Source organism: Colwellia sp. Bg11-12 (genome assembly GCF_014076955.1).
GTDB lineage: Bacteria > Pseudomonadota > Gammaproteobacteria > Enterobacterales > Alteromonadaceae > Colwellia_A.
Genome location: NZ_JACGUZ010000071.1, coordinates 356,904 through 371,386, shown reverse-complemented (window position 1 = coordinate 371,386; position 14,483 = coordinate 356,904). Strand labels below are relative to the sequence as shown.

The following is a 14,483-nucleotide window of genomic DNA, read 5'->3' as shown; positions in this document are numbered from 1 at the left end:
ACTAACTTTCTAATTTAAGTACCGCTAAAAACGCTTCTTGAGGCACTTCAACGTTACCCACTTGCTTCATCCGTTTTTTACCGTCTTTCTGTTTCTGCAGTAACTTTTTCTTACGAGAAATATCGCCACCATAACATTTAGCCGTTACATTTTTTCGTAATTGCTTAACCGTTGTACGGGCAATGACGTTATTACCAATCGCGGCTTGAATGGCAATATCAAACATTTGACGATGAATAAGTTCTTTTAATTTATCAACGAGCATACGGCCACGTGACACTGAGTTAGCTCTGTGGGTTATCATCGCTAAGGCATCAACACGGTCGCCGTTAATCATTACATCAACGCGCACCATATCAGCAGCTTGGAATCGTACAAAATTATAATCAAGAGAAGCATAACCGCGACTCGTTGATTTTAATTTATCAAAGAAGTCCATAACAACTTCAGCCATCGGTAACTCATATCTCACGGCCACTTGATTGCCGTGATAGATAATATCTTTTTGTACACCACGTTTTTCGATACATAAAGTAATAACATTACCTAAATGTTCTTGTGGTACCAAGATATTGGCTTCAACGATAGGTTCTCTGATTTCATCAATACTGTTGATTGCCGGTAAATCACCGGGGTTATCGATAGAGACGATATCGCCATTGGTACAAGCAATTTCATAGTTAACCGTAGGTGCTGTAGTAATAAGGTCAAGATCATATTCACGAGCTAAACGCTCTTGAACAATTTCCATATGCAACATACCAAGGAAACCAATACGGAAACCAAAGCCAAGTGCTGATGAGTTCTCTGGTTCAAAGAACAACGACGCATCATTCAAGCTTAGTTTGTTCAAAGCATCGCGAAAATTTTCATAATCATCTGAGCTTATTGGGAAAATACCCGCATAAACTTGTGGCTGAACTTTTTTGAAACCCGCTAAAGGCTTATCCGCTTCTTTCTTAAAAAGCGTAATGGTATCACCGACTGGCGCGCCATGAATTTCTTTAATTCCGGCAATAATAAAACCAACTTCACCCGTTCTCAAAATACCAGTTTCTTTTTGCTTAGGTGTAAATATACCGACTTTATCAATTTGGTGTGTTTGCCCTGTAGACATCACCACCATTTTGTCGCCTTTTTTGACTTCACCGTTCATAACACGAACGAGCGAAACAACACCTTGGTAATTATCAAACCATGAATCAATGATCAACGCCTGTAAGTTACCCGCAGGATCTCCTGTTGGCGCAGGAATATTTGCAACAATAGTTTCTAAAACATCTTCAATGCCGATGCCTGTTTTTGCAGAACACTGCACAGCACCCGTAGCATCAATACCAATAATGTCTTCAATTTCTTCACTCACGCGATCAGGATCAGCTTGTGGTAAATCAATTTTATTCAAAATTGGAATAACTTCTAGCTCCATTTCAAGCGCGGTATAACAGTTGGCAACCGTCTGTGCTTCAACGCCTTGACCAGCATCAACAACAAGTAAGGCACCTTCACAAGAAGCTAATGAGCGCGAAACTTCGTAAGAGAAATCAACATGGCCAGGCGTGTCGATAAAGTTAAGCTGATAAGTTTCACCATTTTTAGCTTTGTAATCAAGCGTAACACTTTGCGCTTTAATGGTAATGCCACGTTCACGCTCAATGTCCATTGAGTCTAGGACTTGTGCTTCCATTTCACGTTCTTGTAAGCCACCACAATGTTGGATCAAGCGATCAGAAAGTGTAGATTTACCGTGATCGATATGGGCGATAATTGAAAAGTTACGTATATTTTTCATAAATGGAAGTTCAAATAATGCTGTGGTTAATTCAATAGTGGCGCGATTTTATCTAATTTAGCGCTCTGCGGCTATCTTTATGTTGTGTTAACTTGTGTATATGCTCGTTCCATTTCAAGATACGGCTTTCAGCCTGTCGTTAAAGGCATAAATACTCGGCAGTAATTGAAGAGAATAACGATCGTATTGTCGACATTAATTAACGAGAGAGTCCCCTTTATCGCCTTACACATTTGGCTAGAACAAATACACTCGTTTTAGTCAGTAATTTCGACAATATTTATTGATGAATGATTTATTCGAAGAATGCTTGGGATTAATAAATTACAATATTTACCACGCTTTTGCTGATATTTTGCTAAAGAAAAGCCGATGTAACCACCGAAAGCACCTAATGCTATCGCCAGTAATTCGTGAGCGAATATTTCATTTTCAACAAACCATTGCCCAAGGGAAGATGCTATAACTAACCCGAGCAAAGGCCATAAATATACTTGCCAAGCGGTTAATAATAAATGTTTATCCGATAAACCTAAAACGACTGTATCGCCAATTTTTACCGGTAAATTTGTCTCTAGTTCTAATCTAAGTCTGGGTTGTGGAAAAGCTTTAGCCACCTGCCCGCTTCCGCAGTTATCAACTTGTTTACAGCCACTGCAACTTGATTTTATTTGGCTTTCAACCGTGACTTTACTTTTAACGGTTCGATCAGCGCTTTCATTTTCCGCTGAATCTATTGAAACAACAGTAGCATTCTCTTCAATCATGGTTTTGGTGGTTTTATCGTAATAGAGTCTGCAATAGCTTTTGCCGTTGTAGAAGGAATTTTTCCAACAACACTGACTTCAATCCCTTCATTCACTTGGTTCAATGCCAACGTTGCTCCGTCCATAGCGAAATCAGCATTACGTTGCTTTTCTTGACTACCATTAACGTAAATTGAAATATCGACAAGACCGTCACTCAATAGCATAAACTCAACAGGCTGTTTCGTGAGTGATATTTTATGGCGATTAGCATTAATTTGAGTAAAACCTTCCGGTAACCAATTAACATCCCATTGCAACTCTTGATGTTGATACTCTTGCGGAATATCAACTAAGACTGGCAGTTCAGTTTCATTTAACTGTAATACACTTTCAGATGGCTTATCCGTTATCTCTAAATGTGTGAATTGAATTTGCTCTAATTGTTGCCCTTGTTTAGTAACAATAGACAATTTTAATAGCATGCTCGATTGCTGATCTAACCAAAGCCAATAAGCATAACGATGAGCATTTTTTGCTTCTATTCTGATCAGTTGTGCGGGTCGACCTAAAACTCGGCTGCGGCCAACAGAAATAAAATCATATATGTTTTCTAACTGAGAAATATCGCCCGCTAAAATAGCAGGAATAGGCCCACTAATTTGTTGAGAGGTAACCGAATAAGGAGGAAGCTCTGGCTCAATGTAACTAACGGTATTGCCTTTACGAAGAATATCGCGACGCGGGCCATTGAGTAGAGAAAGTATTTCGAGTTCAGTGCCGGTATCATCTACACCATGAAACCAATGATATGGCTGTGCTTGATTGTTTTTGACGACAACAAAAGAAGTACTAAAATTCAGTTTATTTAATGCGTTAGATAAACGTTCAAGCCAAGCTTTTGCTGGCTCACTTTCTTCACCAATCGCTGAAAAGCTTATACTTAACAGTAGTAAAACATAACTTAATAATTTCATTTATTACTTTCATTTACCTTTTTATCAACAATAGAATGAGTTTCATTTTGATCATCAGTGTTAGTATCATTAACAGCCAATGAACTTAATTTAACCTGTTGCTGATGATCAGAAAATAAAGCATGAAAACGACGCTGTTGATCAATAAAAGCTTGTTTCTGTGAAGCCCTATCAGGCTCTTGAAAGTTAAGGCTTACCGGTTCAGCAGTGCCAGCCATAGGAATAGTTTTTACTATTTGGCTCGGTAAAATAGTTTCATTATTTTGAGCAACATTACTTTGTACACCTAAAACCATTAAACCTGCAGCTGAAGCGGCAATCGCTAGTTGGCCAAAAGGTTTCGCAAACGCGACAACTTTTGCCTTTAATTTCAACGCGAAAACGTTATTATTTTTCGGCGCTAAAATGGTTGGCTCTGCTGCAATAGCTTGTGCTATTTCTGCAGACAAATCGAGTTGTAAAACATCTGGAGTGTCGTTGCGTAATACATCTCCAATTAAATGATAACGATCCCAAGTAGTCGACAAATGTTCATCGTTGATAATATCATCAAACGCGTTGTCATCATGTTGAAAATCATCAACACAAGACGACACTGTCTCAAACTTATTTTCACTCATATATACACCTTAAAAATTAACACTAACATTCGTGTGAATTAAATTAATTTTATCTTTAATACAACAAAGCTAACGTTAATAACTAGTTTTGTAGTAGTGGCCTAATTTTTTTATCTACCGCGTCTCGAGCTCTAAATATTCTCGAACGCACAGTCCCAACCGGACAATCCATGATATGTGCTATTTCTTCATAACTTAACCCTTCTAGCTCTCGAAGGTTAATTGCTGTGCGCAAATCATTGGGTAACTGTTCAATGGTATCAAAAATAACTTTTTTGATTTCATTGGTTAATAATAACTTTTCAGGAGAAGCGTTTTCTCGTAAAGCTTCACCTGAGTCATAAATTTCTGCATCCTCAACTTCTATATCAGAACCTGGTGGTTTTCGATTGCTAGCAACCATATGGTTTTTTGCGCAATTAACGGCTATTCGATAAAGCCAGGTATAAAAAGCACTGTCCCCTCTGAAGTTAGGTAAAGCTCTATAAGCTTTAATAAATGCTTCTTGAACTATATCCGGTACATCACTGTGATTCTTTACATAACGCGACACTAAATTTGCTACTTTATGCTGATACTTTGTCACCAAAAGGTTAAAAGCAGCCTTATCTCCGCGCTGTACTCGTTCAACCAGTTTTTGGTCAACGTTTATTTCGCTCATTTGAGCCAATACTCCTAATTATCACTTACTTCTAAAATCCGGTTCAACATTTGGCTCATGGCAAACACATCAAGTAGGACTGCACTTATTTGAAAAAGTTCGAAAAAAGATCAAAATAATTCATAAAACGATAAGAATTTATTTATTTTTCGAAATACAGCCCGTTTTATCTGTTCCCACAGGTGAATAACCGTTAAGATTCCTGCTATATATATAGAATACATCAAAATCAAAACTTTATGAACAAACAACACAACTGCGACGTATTAATTATTGGTAGTGGTGCCGCGGGTTTAACACTTGCGTTACATTTAGCGAATAATGCCGATATTATTGTATTGAGCAAGGCGTTAGTTAATGAAGGCTCCACCTTTTACGCACAAGGTGGTATCGCTGCTGTTTTTGATGAAAATGATAGTGTGGCAGCTCATGTTAGCGACACGTTAATTGCTGGTGCTGGTTTATGCGACCAAGACATAGTGCAGTATACCGCTGAAAATGCCCGTGCATGTTTAGAATGGCTTATTGGCCAAGGTGTTAACTTTGACCAAGAAGAAGATGAACAAGGTGAATTACGTTATCACTTAACCCGTGAAGGTGGGCACAGTCATCGCAGAATTCTTCATTCTGCTGACGCTACCGGTCAAGCCATTCAAACCACATTAGTTGATCAAGTTAAAAATCATCCGCGTATTAGAATTTTTGAACGTTACAATGCTGTTGATCTAGTCTGTGAGCCACCAACTGATGGCAACAATCAACAAAAGCGATGTATTGGTGCTTATATCTGGAACCGAAATAATGAATGTGTTGAGCGTATTTTTGCTAAGAAAACAATTTTAGCAACAGGTGGCGCAAGTAAGGTTTATCAATATACTTCAAACCCAGATGTTGCCAGTGGTGACGGGATAGCGATGGCGTGGCGAGCAGGTTGTCGTGTCGCTAATATGGAGTTTAATCAATTCCACCCCACTTGTTTATTTCATCCTGATGCTGGAAACTTTTTATTAACGGAAGCATTACGTGGTGAAGGTGCTATTTTACGCCGTCCTGACGGTAGTCGATTTATGCCAAGTTTCGATGAACGAGCTGAACTTGCCCCGCGTGATATCGTTGCCCGCGCCATTGATTTTGAAATGAAGCGCCTTGGCGCTGATTGCATGTATCTAGATATTAGCCACAAATCTGTTGATTTTATTAAACAACATTTTCCTAATATTTACGAGAAAACTCAATCTTTAGGTATCGACATTACCAAACAGCCTATGCCCGTTGTACCTGCTGCCCATTACACTTGTGGTGGTGTGATGATCAACAAGCAAGGGAAAACGGATATCGATAGCTTATATGCTATTGGGGAAGTTGCTTATACCGGTTTACACGGTGCTAATCGCATGGCAAGTAATTCATTATTAGAATGTTTAGTCTTTGCCCGCGCCGCCGCTTTAGATATCGAACAGAAAATAGATCTTAAGCAAAGTATTGTCGTTTTACCCGCCTGGGACGAAAGTCGTGTAACAAACTCCGACGAAGAAGTTGTTATACAGCATAACTGGCATGAACTACGATTATTTATGTGGGACTATGTCGGAATTGTTAGAACAACAAAACGTTTAGAAAGAGCCTTGCACCGTGTTGAATTATTACAGAGAGAAATCGATGATTATTATCAAAATTTTCGGGTCAGTAATAATTTATTAGAATTAAGAAATTTAGTACAAGTTGCTGAATTAATTATTCGGTGTGCAATGGAACGTAAAGAAAGCCGTGGCTTACATTACACACTCGACTATCCTGAATTAAGTGAAGCAGCGACCTCAACCATTTTAACCCCCTAATATCAGGTATTAGCTATCCGCGTTATTGCTTAACTTAATAATAACGCGGCATAATCTTGCATATTGCTTGGCTGACAAACTCTTTTGAGTAATAAAATAGCTGGGTAAGCTTAGTTTTACTAGCCACCTTTTTAAGGGTGATTGTTGAAGCAGATAAGCATTTTCAGATGAACGACTTTCAAAGACCAACCAACACCCCCAAAAACCTATTCGACTTTCCGGACTTAATTGCCTTTTATCGTCAACCGAAAACTGACACTCCCCCCTTATATTAAGGGTAAAACTAGCGGGTTGGGTATAAATAATACGCATAAAGTTTATTTTATTATACGTATCTATAACATCTATATTAAACTTTAACTCGCTTGAGGATGTGTTGCACCATGGCGTTAAGTTCTTTGTCTTCACAGACCTTATGCCCCATAAACCAAGCAAATAACTCAGGATCTTGCTCTTCTAATAAACGTTCAAAAGTTTGCTTGTCTTTTTCTGACAGCAAGTCATAAGCCTCTTCAACGAAAGGCATAAAAAGTATATCTAATTCAAGCATTCCACGACGGCAAGCCCATCTTAAACGCGGTTTATTATCGGTTAGTGACATACAACACCCTGTAAAATAAAATCTGTACTTATTCTAGCAAAGTCATTTGCCATTACAAAATTGTTTATCCGATCCAGAGAAATAAACTAACGAATCTCACCAGCACCTTGAATTTTCCAAGAAAGTCCTCATTATTTAACCTAACAATAAAACAACAATGCTAACTTAATTATGACAACCTCTGTTGAAAATACCCTACCTAGTTACGATAACCTCCCTGATGCTTGTGCCATTAGTTTAGCTGAATATGGTGCAATTGCTTTACATGGAGCAGAACAAAGTAAATATTTACAAGGACAAGTCACTTGTGATGTAAACACGCTTGCAGATGATAACTTATTACTAGGGGGTCATTGTGACGCTAAAGGAAAGGTACTTTCTGTTTTTCGTTTAATTAATCGTCAACAAACACATTTATTATTGCAACCGACAGCAAGTATTAGTAAGTCACTCGTTGAATTGAAAAAATTCGGCGTATTTGCCAAAGTCACTATTGAGCAAACAGCAGATTTAGCGTTTTATGCGATTGCCGGAAAAAACGCAACTGAAATTTTGCATCAGCAATTTGTTGAATTACCTAATAGCTTAACCCCCGTTTTGCAAGTTGGCAGTACCACGATTGTGTATTTAGCGGGCAAGCTAAAACGTTATCTTATTATTGATGAAGCGAAGATTGCAGAGAAAATAATCAGTGACTTTTCATTAGCGATTTACCCACAAGCGCTGTGGAATTTAATCGAAATTAACGAAGGTTTTCCTTTACTCGCTCCAGAAACAGTTTCTTCATATGTACCTCAAATGTTGAACTTACAAGCGATTCACGGCATAAGTTTTACTAAAGGCTGTTACTTAGGACAAGAAACTGTTGCGCGTATGCAATATTTAGGGAAAAACAAACGCGCGTTATTTTCGTTAAAAAGCCCTTCAGCCAATAATGAGTTAATAACCTTGCAAGCAGGTGATATTATTGAGCAGCAGTTAGGTGAAAACTGGCGTAAAGCAGGTGACCTTCTAGCCAGTTATATCAGTGGTGATGGTATTTATTATCTGCAGGCTGTTTTAGCCAGCGATATCGATAGCACCACAAACTTACGAATTAAAAACCATGAAAACTCTGCTCTAAGCTTGGTTGAATTACCCTATAAATTAGCGGAATAGTCGCTAGTTATATTTATTTAAAATTTAGGATATATAATGAAAATTTCAGAAAATAAAGTTGTCGTTTTACACTACGCCGTATCAGACAGCGAAGATACACTCATCGACAGCTCTTATGACCACAGCCCTTTATCTATTATTCACGGTACAGGTTATCTCATTCCAGGCTTAGAAGATGCCTTAACGGATCATGTTGTTGATGATAAATTCGAAGTCTCAGTAAGTGCTGAAAATGCTTATGGTGATCGCCATGATGAGTTTGTGCAAACCGTACCCAAAAGTATGTTTGAAAGCGTTGAAGATTTAGCGGTTGGTTCACAACTACGCGCTACAACCGACGATGGCGAGCAAACTGTTATTGTTATTGATGTAACAGATGATGAAATAACCGTTGACGGAAACCATCCATTAGCGGGTATTGATTTAAAGTTTGATGTTGAAATTTTAGAAGTCCGTGATGCTACAGAAGATGAATTGAAACATGGACACGTCCATGGTGAAGGCGGTTGTGGCCACAGCCACGACTAATCACCATAAATAATGAGTTCGAAAAATAAAAAAGCGAAATATAAGTACATTATATTTCGCTTTTTTCATTAATTATTTGCCGCTAATTCTTCATGACACTGATAACTTTTTCACGCACTTCTTGATAACGAATATTTTCGCAACAGCCAAAGCCAGGTAACTGTTTTATTTTATTACGGCTAAAAAGCGGCACGGTTAATCCGGTTAAAAATCGGCACATCGTTTCTAAAGATAATACACCTTTGTGCTTGGTCGACATATGTTCGATAAGTGTCGTTAGCATGTCAACTATCGCGGCGTCATCCGGCAAAGTACTTCTTTGTGAGTAGCTTAGCTTAGCAAAGTTTCCTCGGCATACAGAACAATGCCCACAATTTTCAGGGGTGTTTTTATCATTAAAGTACAAGGATAAATTTCGACTCAGGCAAGACGCTAATTCAAAGAAGCGCACCAGTGTCGCAATACGTTTTATTTCTTTTTCTTCTTTATCAACAAAATAATCATGTAATGACTTAGCAAGGTTCTCAGCCGACAATAACCTTTTATTGACACTAAATACTTCAGTGATTTTTTTTGTTTCCAAGGTGATCAATTGTTTCTCTTGTAGGTATTCCAAAGCAACAATCACTCGACCACGGTCACAGCCATAATGCTGAAATAACGCATCAAAATCTGGCTCTCCCCATACTTTCTTAAAGCCACTGTAGCTAAAAATAGTCGCAAGGAAGTCTTTGCGCTCACCTTCAAAACAATTTAATACATCGTCTTTATTGGTGGTAAATTTATATTTGAAATCAGCAAAGTATGAAAACAAGGGTTTAATAACGCCCTGTAGCTCTAACTGAACAAGTAATGTTCTCATCGGTAATTGGCGAATATTACTGGTATTTGACAACGACAAGCCTTGTAATTCCCAGCGATCATTGAGGCATTCTTGTTGAATATTGTGTATAACACATTCGATACCACTCAGTTCAGGTGTGTCACCAAAAACAAAATTTTCAACAGTATTTAACCCGTCTAAATTAGCCAATGTAATGCAATTTGACGCTAAACCATCACGACCTGCACGGCCAATTTCCTGACTGTAATTTTCAATTGATTTTGGTAAGTCATAATGAATAACAAAGCGGATATCTGCTTTATCTATACCCATGCCAAAAGCAATAGTCGCCACGATTATTTGTACTTTTCCCGACATAAAATCTTCTTGGATCTTCTGCCGTTTTTCGCTAATAAATCCAGCGTGATAAGGTTGAGCATTCAAACCTTGCTGTGACAAAAAGCTTGCTACATACTCAGCGCTTTGTTGTAGAGTCACATAAACGATACCACAACCGGTTTGCGCGTTGATGTTCGTTAGCAATTGTTGATTTTTATCTTTGCTTGAAACCGCTAACACTGTTAAATCTAAATTGTTTCGATAAAAGCCCGTTTGCACAATATGCTCGGGTAAAATGTCGAATTTAGATGCCATGTCCTTTTTTACTTTTTTTGTCGCTGTAGCGGTTAATAAAAGTACCAGCGGAATATTCAGTTCTTGGCGATAGTTAGGTAGTTTTAAATAATCGGGCCGAAAGTTATGACCCCATTCAGAGATACAATGCGCTTCATCGACAACCAACATTGAAACATTAACGGAATCAATAAATTGGCGAAAACGTTCATTTTTAAAACGTTCAACCGACACCATAAGAATCTTTATTTTACCGCTGCGAGTATCCGCCATCACTTGCTGATTTTGTACAGGCGTTAATGTTGAATCAATACTCGCCGCCGCTATGCCTTTCGTCTCTAAAAAGGCTAATTGGTCTTTCATTAGCGCCAGCAAAGGAGAAACAACAATAGTTAAGTGAGGAAGTTCTATAGCCGCTAACTGATAGCATAACGATTTACCTGAGCCAGTCGGAAATATTGCGAGAGAAGATTGGCCATTGAGGAGCTGTTCAATCGTTTGTTGCTGCCCATCACGAAAGGCATCAAAGCCAAAGATTTGCTTGAGTGAGTTAACAAGAGATGACACAAGAAATACCTATTAAATAAATGAATTAAAAAAACGAGTACCAACAGTCAATTGAAAATAACTGTTGATACTCGTTTTATAATACCAGAGTTATTTAAAAGGTTTTAATCACTTTAACTTTATCACTAACTTTTGCAGCATCAATATAACCAATGGCATCAGGGTTAGCCGCAACAAAACTTAAAACCTCAGCATCGTTGTCAAATTCTGCTAAAGGTTTGGCCTTACCAGAAAAAATTTGCTTAGCCCAATAAGATTTAACTTGGTAGCTAGTCTTTTTCAACACTTTACTTTCAAACTCTTCTCGAGCCGCACTTTCATCCTTTAAATTTGCTGCCATGACAGAAGCACCGTTAGCGAATGTCTTATTTTTACCTAAAAAAATACGAGAGATGTCTCTATCGGTAAGCGCACTAGAATTAGCCGGATTAACAATAACAGCAATATCTGCAGAAGCCGTTAAACTAAAGCCTATTGAAAGTAAGATCGCAGTGATTTTTATGTATTTCATCATCAATCTCCTAAAAAACAGTTACAAGTGAAGTACGGAATAAGCCAGCATCATAATTGCTGTCAATGTCATCACTATGACTGGTATATTCAAACTTTAATGATGCTGAGCTATGAAAGTCCCAACGTAAACCAAGGGTCACATAACTTGAGTCATTTTTTTGGCTATTTATGGCGCTTTGTGTAGGTAATTTTAAAGCATCAAGTGGCGTACCAGCAGGTAAACCACGGGTAAAATCATCCACGGTCGTTTCATCAACACCGTAAGTAATATGCACTAGGTAACGGTCAAAACGTTTACCTAACATCACATAATAAGATTCTTCATCACCTAATACCGAGTTATCTATTTCAAGGTTAGTGTATTCACCTATAACGATAATGTCGTCAAAATCCATTTGAAAACCAAGTTCCCAAAAAGTACCTTCATTTTCACGAATTCTGGTGTTATCTCCGTAGGCTGAATAACCAAAAGAATCCCAGCCATTTGCAAGTGCGTCTAAGTCTGTTAGGGGTATTGATACGTCAGCCATAAAATAAGCCGCTCTTAAAGTTAGCCACTCTCTGTTAAAGGTAGCAGCGCCCCCTAATAAATTATCCATCTTAGGCTTTGTTTTTTCACCAAACGCTTCTATTTCATCGGAATTATTACCCCCAATGAAATGATAGGTACTGTCAAACTCTCCAATAGTCGTACTATATATAGCGCTAATCCCATCAAAGGTATTAAAAATTAAATCATAAACACCTTGAGGAGGTGTTATCCACGGATACGCATAAGAAACATCTAAAAAATCTGAGTACATATACAAAGGTGCACGCTGACGCCCGGCTAAAAGTCTTAGTTTATCATTTACATTATAGCTAACATAAGCCCACTCGAATTTGGTATCCCAGTCATTATCACCGCGAGAAACAATTTGTGCAGTAACATCAAGACCTTCACCTATATTACTTGATGCTTGAATAGCCAGTAAAGAACCATTTTTAAAGTCAAATGTATCGTTAAAACCATACAATTCTTCATCACTCGATGTAGTAATACCACCTGTTATTGAAGCAAAACCACTTAAATTAATATCTGCTTGAGCTGCATAAGAAATAAAGCTACTGGCTATCGCCAGTGCCGCTATTTTACTTTTCATATTATTCACCTTAGAGTTTATATTTTTATATTCTTACTGTATTGTTAAAATAAAGTTGCTTTAATAGAAGCTAACCCAATGAAGTATAGATGAATATTAGAAAAAGTGTCAGAGATCAAAAGCAAAATGATAAAAGATAAAGAAAAAATAAAATACCAGCCGCTTTTGAGTAAAAATCACTTTTGAAATTGATGTATATATCGTCAAACTTAACGTATTTCATACAGATGTATAAAATATGTTAAGTTCACTGAACGTTTAAATACTGATTATATCTCTGCAGCGATTACCGATATTTCAATGAGTAACGCATTTCGTGCCATAGCAGCTTCAACACAAGCTCTTGCCGGAGCAAAGCCCTCGGGGATCCAGTTATCCCAAATGTTATTCATTTTTGAAAAGTCACTCATATCTTTTATGTAAATTGTTGCCGATAAAATATGCTTTTTATCACTACCTGCTTGATCAAGTAGTTCATCAACTTTTTCTAACATTGAATATGTTTGTTCTTCAATACCAAGGCTCGCATCTTTACAAACTTGCCCGCATAAATAGATAACACCGTTATGCTTAACGATACGGCTCATTCTTGTTTTTGTTTCTTGTCTGATAATAGTCATTTTTATTCAGTAATTATTGATTTTGTTAAAGTATATACTCTAGCTACAACAGAATGTAGCTTCGATACAGGTACCATGAATAAACTTTGACCGATGAATATCAAAATAACTATTATTCGTTGGATCTTGCAATTAAACATTCACAAACAGGCTAATTAAAGATAAAGTCTTTAATAGATGCAATACTTATTAAAAAGGAATACTGATGAACATTAATCAGTGGGTTGACGAATTATTTGAAGTTTTCGATGAAGACAAAGATGGCGCGATTAGTCGTAGTGAATTTGTTGAACTGATTGAGTGCCTTTTACAAGATAAAGGCCTTCGTATGTGTGAGAGCATTTTTAACAAATTTGATGTCAATCATAACAACTCTATTTCTAAAGAAGAACTCAAAGCGATGGTTATTGAATTAGCGTTGTAATTCCTATCATTATAAACTTATGATGTACTAAAAATTTATCCTGAAAAATAAAATAATTATTTTTCGTCTAATCAAGAGCTTACCCAAGCTCTTTTTTTATATCAAAAACTCCTTGGTCTGACCTCTTGTTTCAACTATTTTTTCTGTTATCATTTCAGTGTACACGTGTGCACTGAAAAAAAAGAAACATAACAGGATAATAAATGACAAGCCAAGTAAGTTACAGCAAGAATGAAGAAATCGCTAATACATTGACTCACGCACTAGGTGCCATATTGTCTATTATTGCCTGCTATATGTTATTAACCGCCGCTATAGCCGACAATAGTTTAGTGAGAATAATCAGTTTCTCTGTATATGGTGCCAGTTTGGTTTTATTGTTTACCGCCTCCACTTTTTATCATTCTTTTCAAGATATTCATAAAAAGCAGCTTTTTAAATTACTTGACCATTGTGCTATCTACTTATTAATAGCCGGCACTTATACCCCATTAATGTTAATTTCATTGAATGATCAACTAGGGATGATTATGTTAATGGTTATCTGGACTTTAGCCATACTGGGTGTGTTCTTTAAACTAAAGTTTGGCCACCGTTATAAAAAAACATCTTTGATCACCTATTTAGGTATGGGACTCATATCAATAACAATTATTGAACAGTTAAATGAAAAACTATCAAGCGAAGGCTTAACACTACTGGCATTAGGTGGAGCTATTTATTGTCTGGGCGTTATTTTCTATGTGCAAAAACGGATACATTTCAATCATGCTATTTGGCACCTGTTCGTACTAGGGGGCGCTATTTGTCATTTTTTTATGATCTACTTATACCTATAAG

The 14,483-nt window shown here is 37.3% G+C and carries 16 protein-coding genes; 5 read left to right on the top strand and 11 right to left on the bottom strand.

What is annotated here, in order from left to right:
- Window position 1 precedes the first annotated feature (1 nt).
- The 5 genes from lepA to rpoE all read right to left on the bottom strand — a co-directional run bounded on the left by lepA (window position 2) and on the right by rpoE (window position 4,796).
- Complete coding sequence (gene lepA, locus H4J39_RS10620) at window positions 2-1,792, bottom strand: translation elongation factor 4 (protein WP_182228092.1); 1,791 nt, start codon at window positions 1,790-1,792, stop codon at window positions 2-4.
- Between the two features lie 257 nt (window positions 1,793-2,049).
- The gene (locus H4J39_RS10615; protein ID WP_182228090.1) at window positions 2,050-2,559 is read right to left on the bottom strand and encodes a SoxR reducing system RseC family protein; all 510 of its coding nucleotides are present in this window, start codon (window positions 2,557-2,559) and stop codon (window positions 2,050-2,052) included.
- Window positions 2,556-3,515, bottom strand: a complete 960-nt coding sequence (locus H4J39_RS10610; RefSeq protein ID WP_182228088.1) for a MucB/RseB C-terminal domain-containing protein — start codon at window positions 3,513-3,515, stop codon at window positions 2,556-2,558. Before H4J39_RS10610 ends, H4J39_RS10615 begins: the two co-directional genes overlap by 4 nt.
- Window positions 3,512-4,135 (bottom strand): sigma-E factor negative regulatory protein, encoded by a 624-nt coding sequence (locus H4J39_RS10605; protein WP_182223637.1) that lies wholly within the window; start codon window positions 4,133-4,135, stop codon window positions 3,512-3,514. The genes H4J39_RS10610 and H4J39_RS10605 overlap by 4 nt, the downstream gene beginning before the upstream one ends.
- Window positions 4,136-4,217: 82 nt before the next feature.
- Window positions 4,218-4,796 (bottom strand): RNA polymerase sigma factor RpoE, encoded by a 579-nt coding sequence (rpoE, locus tag H4J39_RS10600; protein WP_182177075.1) that lies wholly within the window; start codon window positions 4,794-4,796, stop codon window positions 4,218-4,220.
- A gap of 239 nt (window positions 4,797-5,035) precedes the next feature.
- On the opposite strand from rpoE, the gene nadB reads away from it, so the two are divergent.
- Window positions 5,036-6,634 carry an L-aspartate oxidase gene (gene nadB, locus H4J39_RS10595; protein ID WP_182228086.1) on the top strand — a complete coding sequence of 533 codons (1,599 nt, stop codon included), beginning with the start codon at window positions 5,036-5,038 and terminating at the stop codon, window positions 6,632-6,634.
- 9 nt (window positions 6,635-6,643) lie between these two features.
- Here nadB and H4J39_RS10590 read toward each other — a convergent pair whose 3' ends face one another.
- Together H4J39_RS10590 and H4J39_RS10585 are read right to left on the bottom strand one after the other, a co-directional pair.
- Window positions 6,644-6,946, bottom strand: a complete 303-nt coding sequence (locus H4J39_RS10590; RefSeq protein WP_182228085.1) for a hypothetical protein — start codon at window positions 6,944-6,946, stop codon at window positions 6,644-6,646.
- Window positions 6,947-6,983: 37 nt separating this feature from the next.
- Window positions 6,984-7,235 (bottom strand): succinate dehydrogenase assembly factor 2, encoded by a 252-nt coding sequence (locus H4J39_RS10585; protein ID WP_182177078.1) that lies wholly within the window; start codon window positions 7,233-7,235, stop codon window positions 6,984-6,986.
- A 171-nt stretch (window positions 7,236-7,406) separates the two neighbouring features.
- Between H4J39_RS10585 and ygfZ the strand changes: the two genes are divergently transcribed.
- Both ygfZ and H4J39_RS10575 read left to right on the top strand, forming a co-directional pair.
- Window positions 7,407-8,393 carry a tRNA-modifying protein YgfZ gene (ygfZ, locus tag H4J39_RS10580; protein ID WP_182228083.1) on the top strand — a complete coding sequence of 329 codons (987 nt, stop codon included), beginning with the start codon at window positions 7,407-7,409 and terminating at the stop codon, window positions 8,391-8,393.
- A gap of 36 nt (window positions 8,394-8,429) precedes the next feature.
- Window positions 8,430-8,921 (top strand): peptidylprolyl isomerase, encoded by a 492-nt coding sequence (locus H4J39_RS10575; RefSeq protein WP_182228081.1) that lies wholly within the window; start codon window positions 8,430-8,432, stop codon window positions 8,919-8,921.
- An 82-nt stretch (window positions 8,922-9,003) separates the two neighbouring features.
- Here the strand turns inward: H4J39_RS10575 and H4J39_RS10570 are convergent, their stop codons facing one another.
- The 4 genes from H4J39_RS10570 to H4J39_RS10555 form a co-directional block, all read right to left on the bottom strand.
- A complete protein-coding gene (locus H4J39_RS10570; protein WP_182228079.1) occupies window positions 9,004-10,944 on the bottom strand; it encodes an ATP-dependent DNA helicase RecQ in 1,941 nt (646 codons plus the stop codon).
- A gap of 94 nt (window positions 10,945-11,038) precedes the next feature.
- Window positions 11,039-11,455, bottom strand: coding sequence for a phosphate ABC transporter substrate-binding protein (locus H4J39_RS10565; protein ID WP_259368810.1), 417 nt, complete (start codon window positions 11,453-11,455; stop codon window positions 11,039-11,041).
- Between the two features lie 10 nt (window positions 11,456-11,465).
- The gene (locus tag H4J39_RS10560; RefSeq protein ID WP_182228075.1) at window positions 11,466-12,599 is read right to left on the bottom strand and encodes a porin; all 1,134 of its coding nucleotides are present in this window, start codon (window positions 12,597-12,599) and stop codon (window positions 11,466-11,468) included.
- Between the two features lie 269 nt (window positions 12,600-12,868).
- The gene (locus H4J39_RS10555) at window positions 12,869-13,219 is read right to left on the bottom strand and encodes a RidA family protein (protein WP_182228073.1); all 351 of its coding nucleotides are present in this window, start codon (window positions 13,217-13,219) and stop codon (window positions 12,869-12,871) included.
- A 205-nt stretch (window positions 13,220-13,424) separates the two neighbouring features.
- Here H4J39_RS10555 and H4J39_RS10550 point away from each other — a divergent pair, with 205 nt between their 5' ends.
- Complete coding sequence (locus H4J39_RS10550; RefSeq protein WP_182177085.1) at window positions 13,425-13,643, top strand: EF-hand domain-containing protein; 219 nt, start codon at window positions 13,425-13,427, stop codon at window positions 13,641-13,643.
- A 203-nt stretch (window positions 13,644-13,846) separates the two neighbouring features.
- Window positions 13,847-14,482 carry a hemolysin III family protein gene (locus H4J39_RS10545; protein WP_182228071.1) on the top strand — a complete coding sequence of 212 codons (636 nt, stop codon included), beginning with the start codon at window positions 13,847-13,849 and terminating at the stop codon, window positions 14,480-14,482.
- The last annotated feature ends 1 nt before the right edge of the window (window position 14,483 follow it).

What these genes read in the sequence shown, in the direction of transcription:
- lepA (WP_182228092.1), bottom strand. Translation starts at nt 1,792, where the DNA reads ATGAAAAATATACGTAACTTTTCAATTATCGCCCATATCGATCACGGT.
- H4J39_RS10615 (WP_182228090.1), bottom strand. Translation starts at nt 2,559, where the DNA reads ATGATTGAAGAGAATGCTACTGTTGTTTCAATAGATTCAGCGGAAAAT.
- H4J39_RS10610 (WP_182228088.1), bottom strand. Translation starts at nt 3,515, where the DNA reads ATGAAATTATTAAGTTATGTTTTACTACTGTTAAGTATAAGCTTTTCA.
- H4J39_RS10605 (WP_182223637.1), bottom strand. Translation starts at nt 4,135, where the DNA reads ATGAGTGAAAATAAGTTTGAGACAGTGTCGTCTTGTGTTGATGATTTT.
- rpoE (WP_182177075.1), bottom strand. Translation starts at nt 4,796, where the DNA reads ATGAGCGAAATAAACGTTGACCAAAAACTGGTTGAACGAGTACAGCGC.
- nadB (WP_182228086.1), top strand. Translation starts at nt 5,036, where the DNA reads ATGAACAAACAACACAACTGCGACGTATTAATTATTGGTAGTGGTGCC.
- H4J39_RS10590 (WP_182228085.1), bottom strand. Translation starts at nt 6,946, where the DNA reads ATGCGTATTATTTATACCCAACCCGCTAGTTTTACCCTTAATATAAGG.
- H4J39_RS10585 (WP_182177078.1), bottom strand. Translation starts at nt 7,235, where the DNA reads ATGTCACTAACCGATAATAAACCGCGTTTAAGATGGGCTTGCCGTCGT.
- ygfZ (WP_182228083.1), top strand. Translation starts at nt 7,407, where the DNA reads ATGACAACCTCTGTTGAAAATACCCTACCTAGTTACGATAACCTCCCT.
- H4J39_RS10575 (WP_182228081.1), top strand. Translation starts at nt 8,430, where the DNA reads ATGAAAATTTCAGAAAATAAAGTTGTCGTTTTACACTACGCCGTATCA.
- H4J39_RS10565 (WP_259368810.1), bottom strand. Translation starts at nt 11,455, where the DNA reads ATGAAATACATAAAAATCACTGCGATCTTACTTTCAATAGGCTTTAGT.
- H4J39_RS10560 (WP_182228075.1), bottom strand. Translation starts at nt 12,599, where the DNA reads ATGAAAAGTAAAATAGCGGCACTGGCGATAGCCAGTAGCTTTATTTCT.
- H4J39_RS10555 (WP_182228073.1), bottom strand. Translation starts at nt 13,219, where the DNA reads ATGACTATTATCAGACAAGAAACAAAAACAAGAATGAGCCGTATCGTT.
- H4J39_RS10550 (WP_182177085.1), top strand. Translation starts at nt 13,425, where the DNA reads ATGAACATTAATCAGTGGGTTGACGAATTATTTGAAGTTTTCGATGAA.
- H4J39_RS10545 (WP_182228071.1), top strand. Translation starts at nt 13,847, where the DNA reads ATGACAAGCCAAGTAAGTTACAGCAAGAATGAAGAAATCGCTAATACA.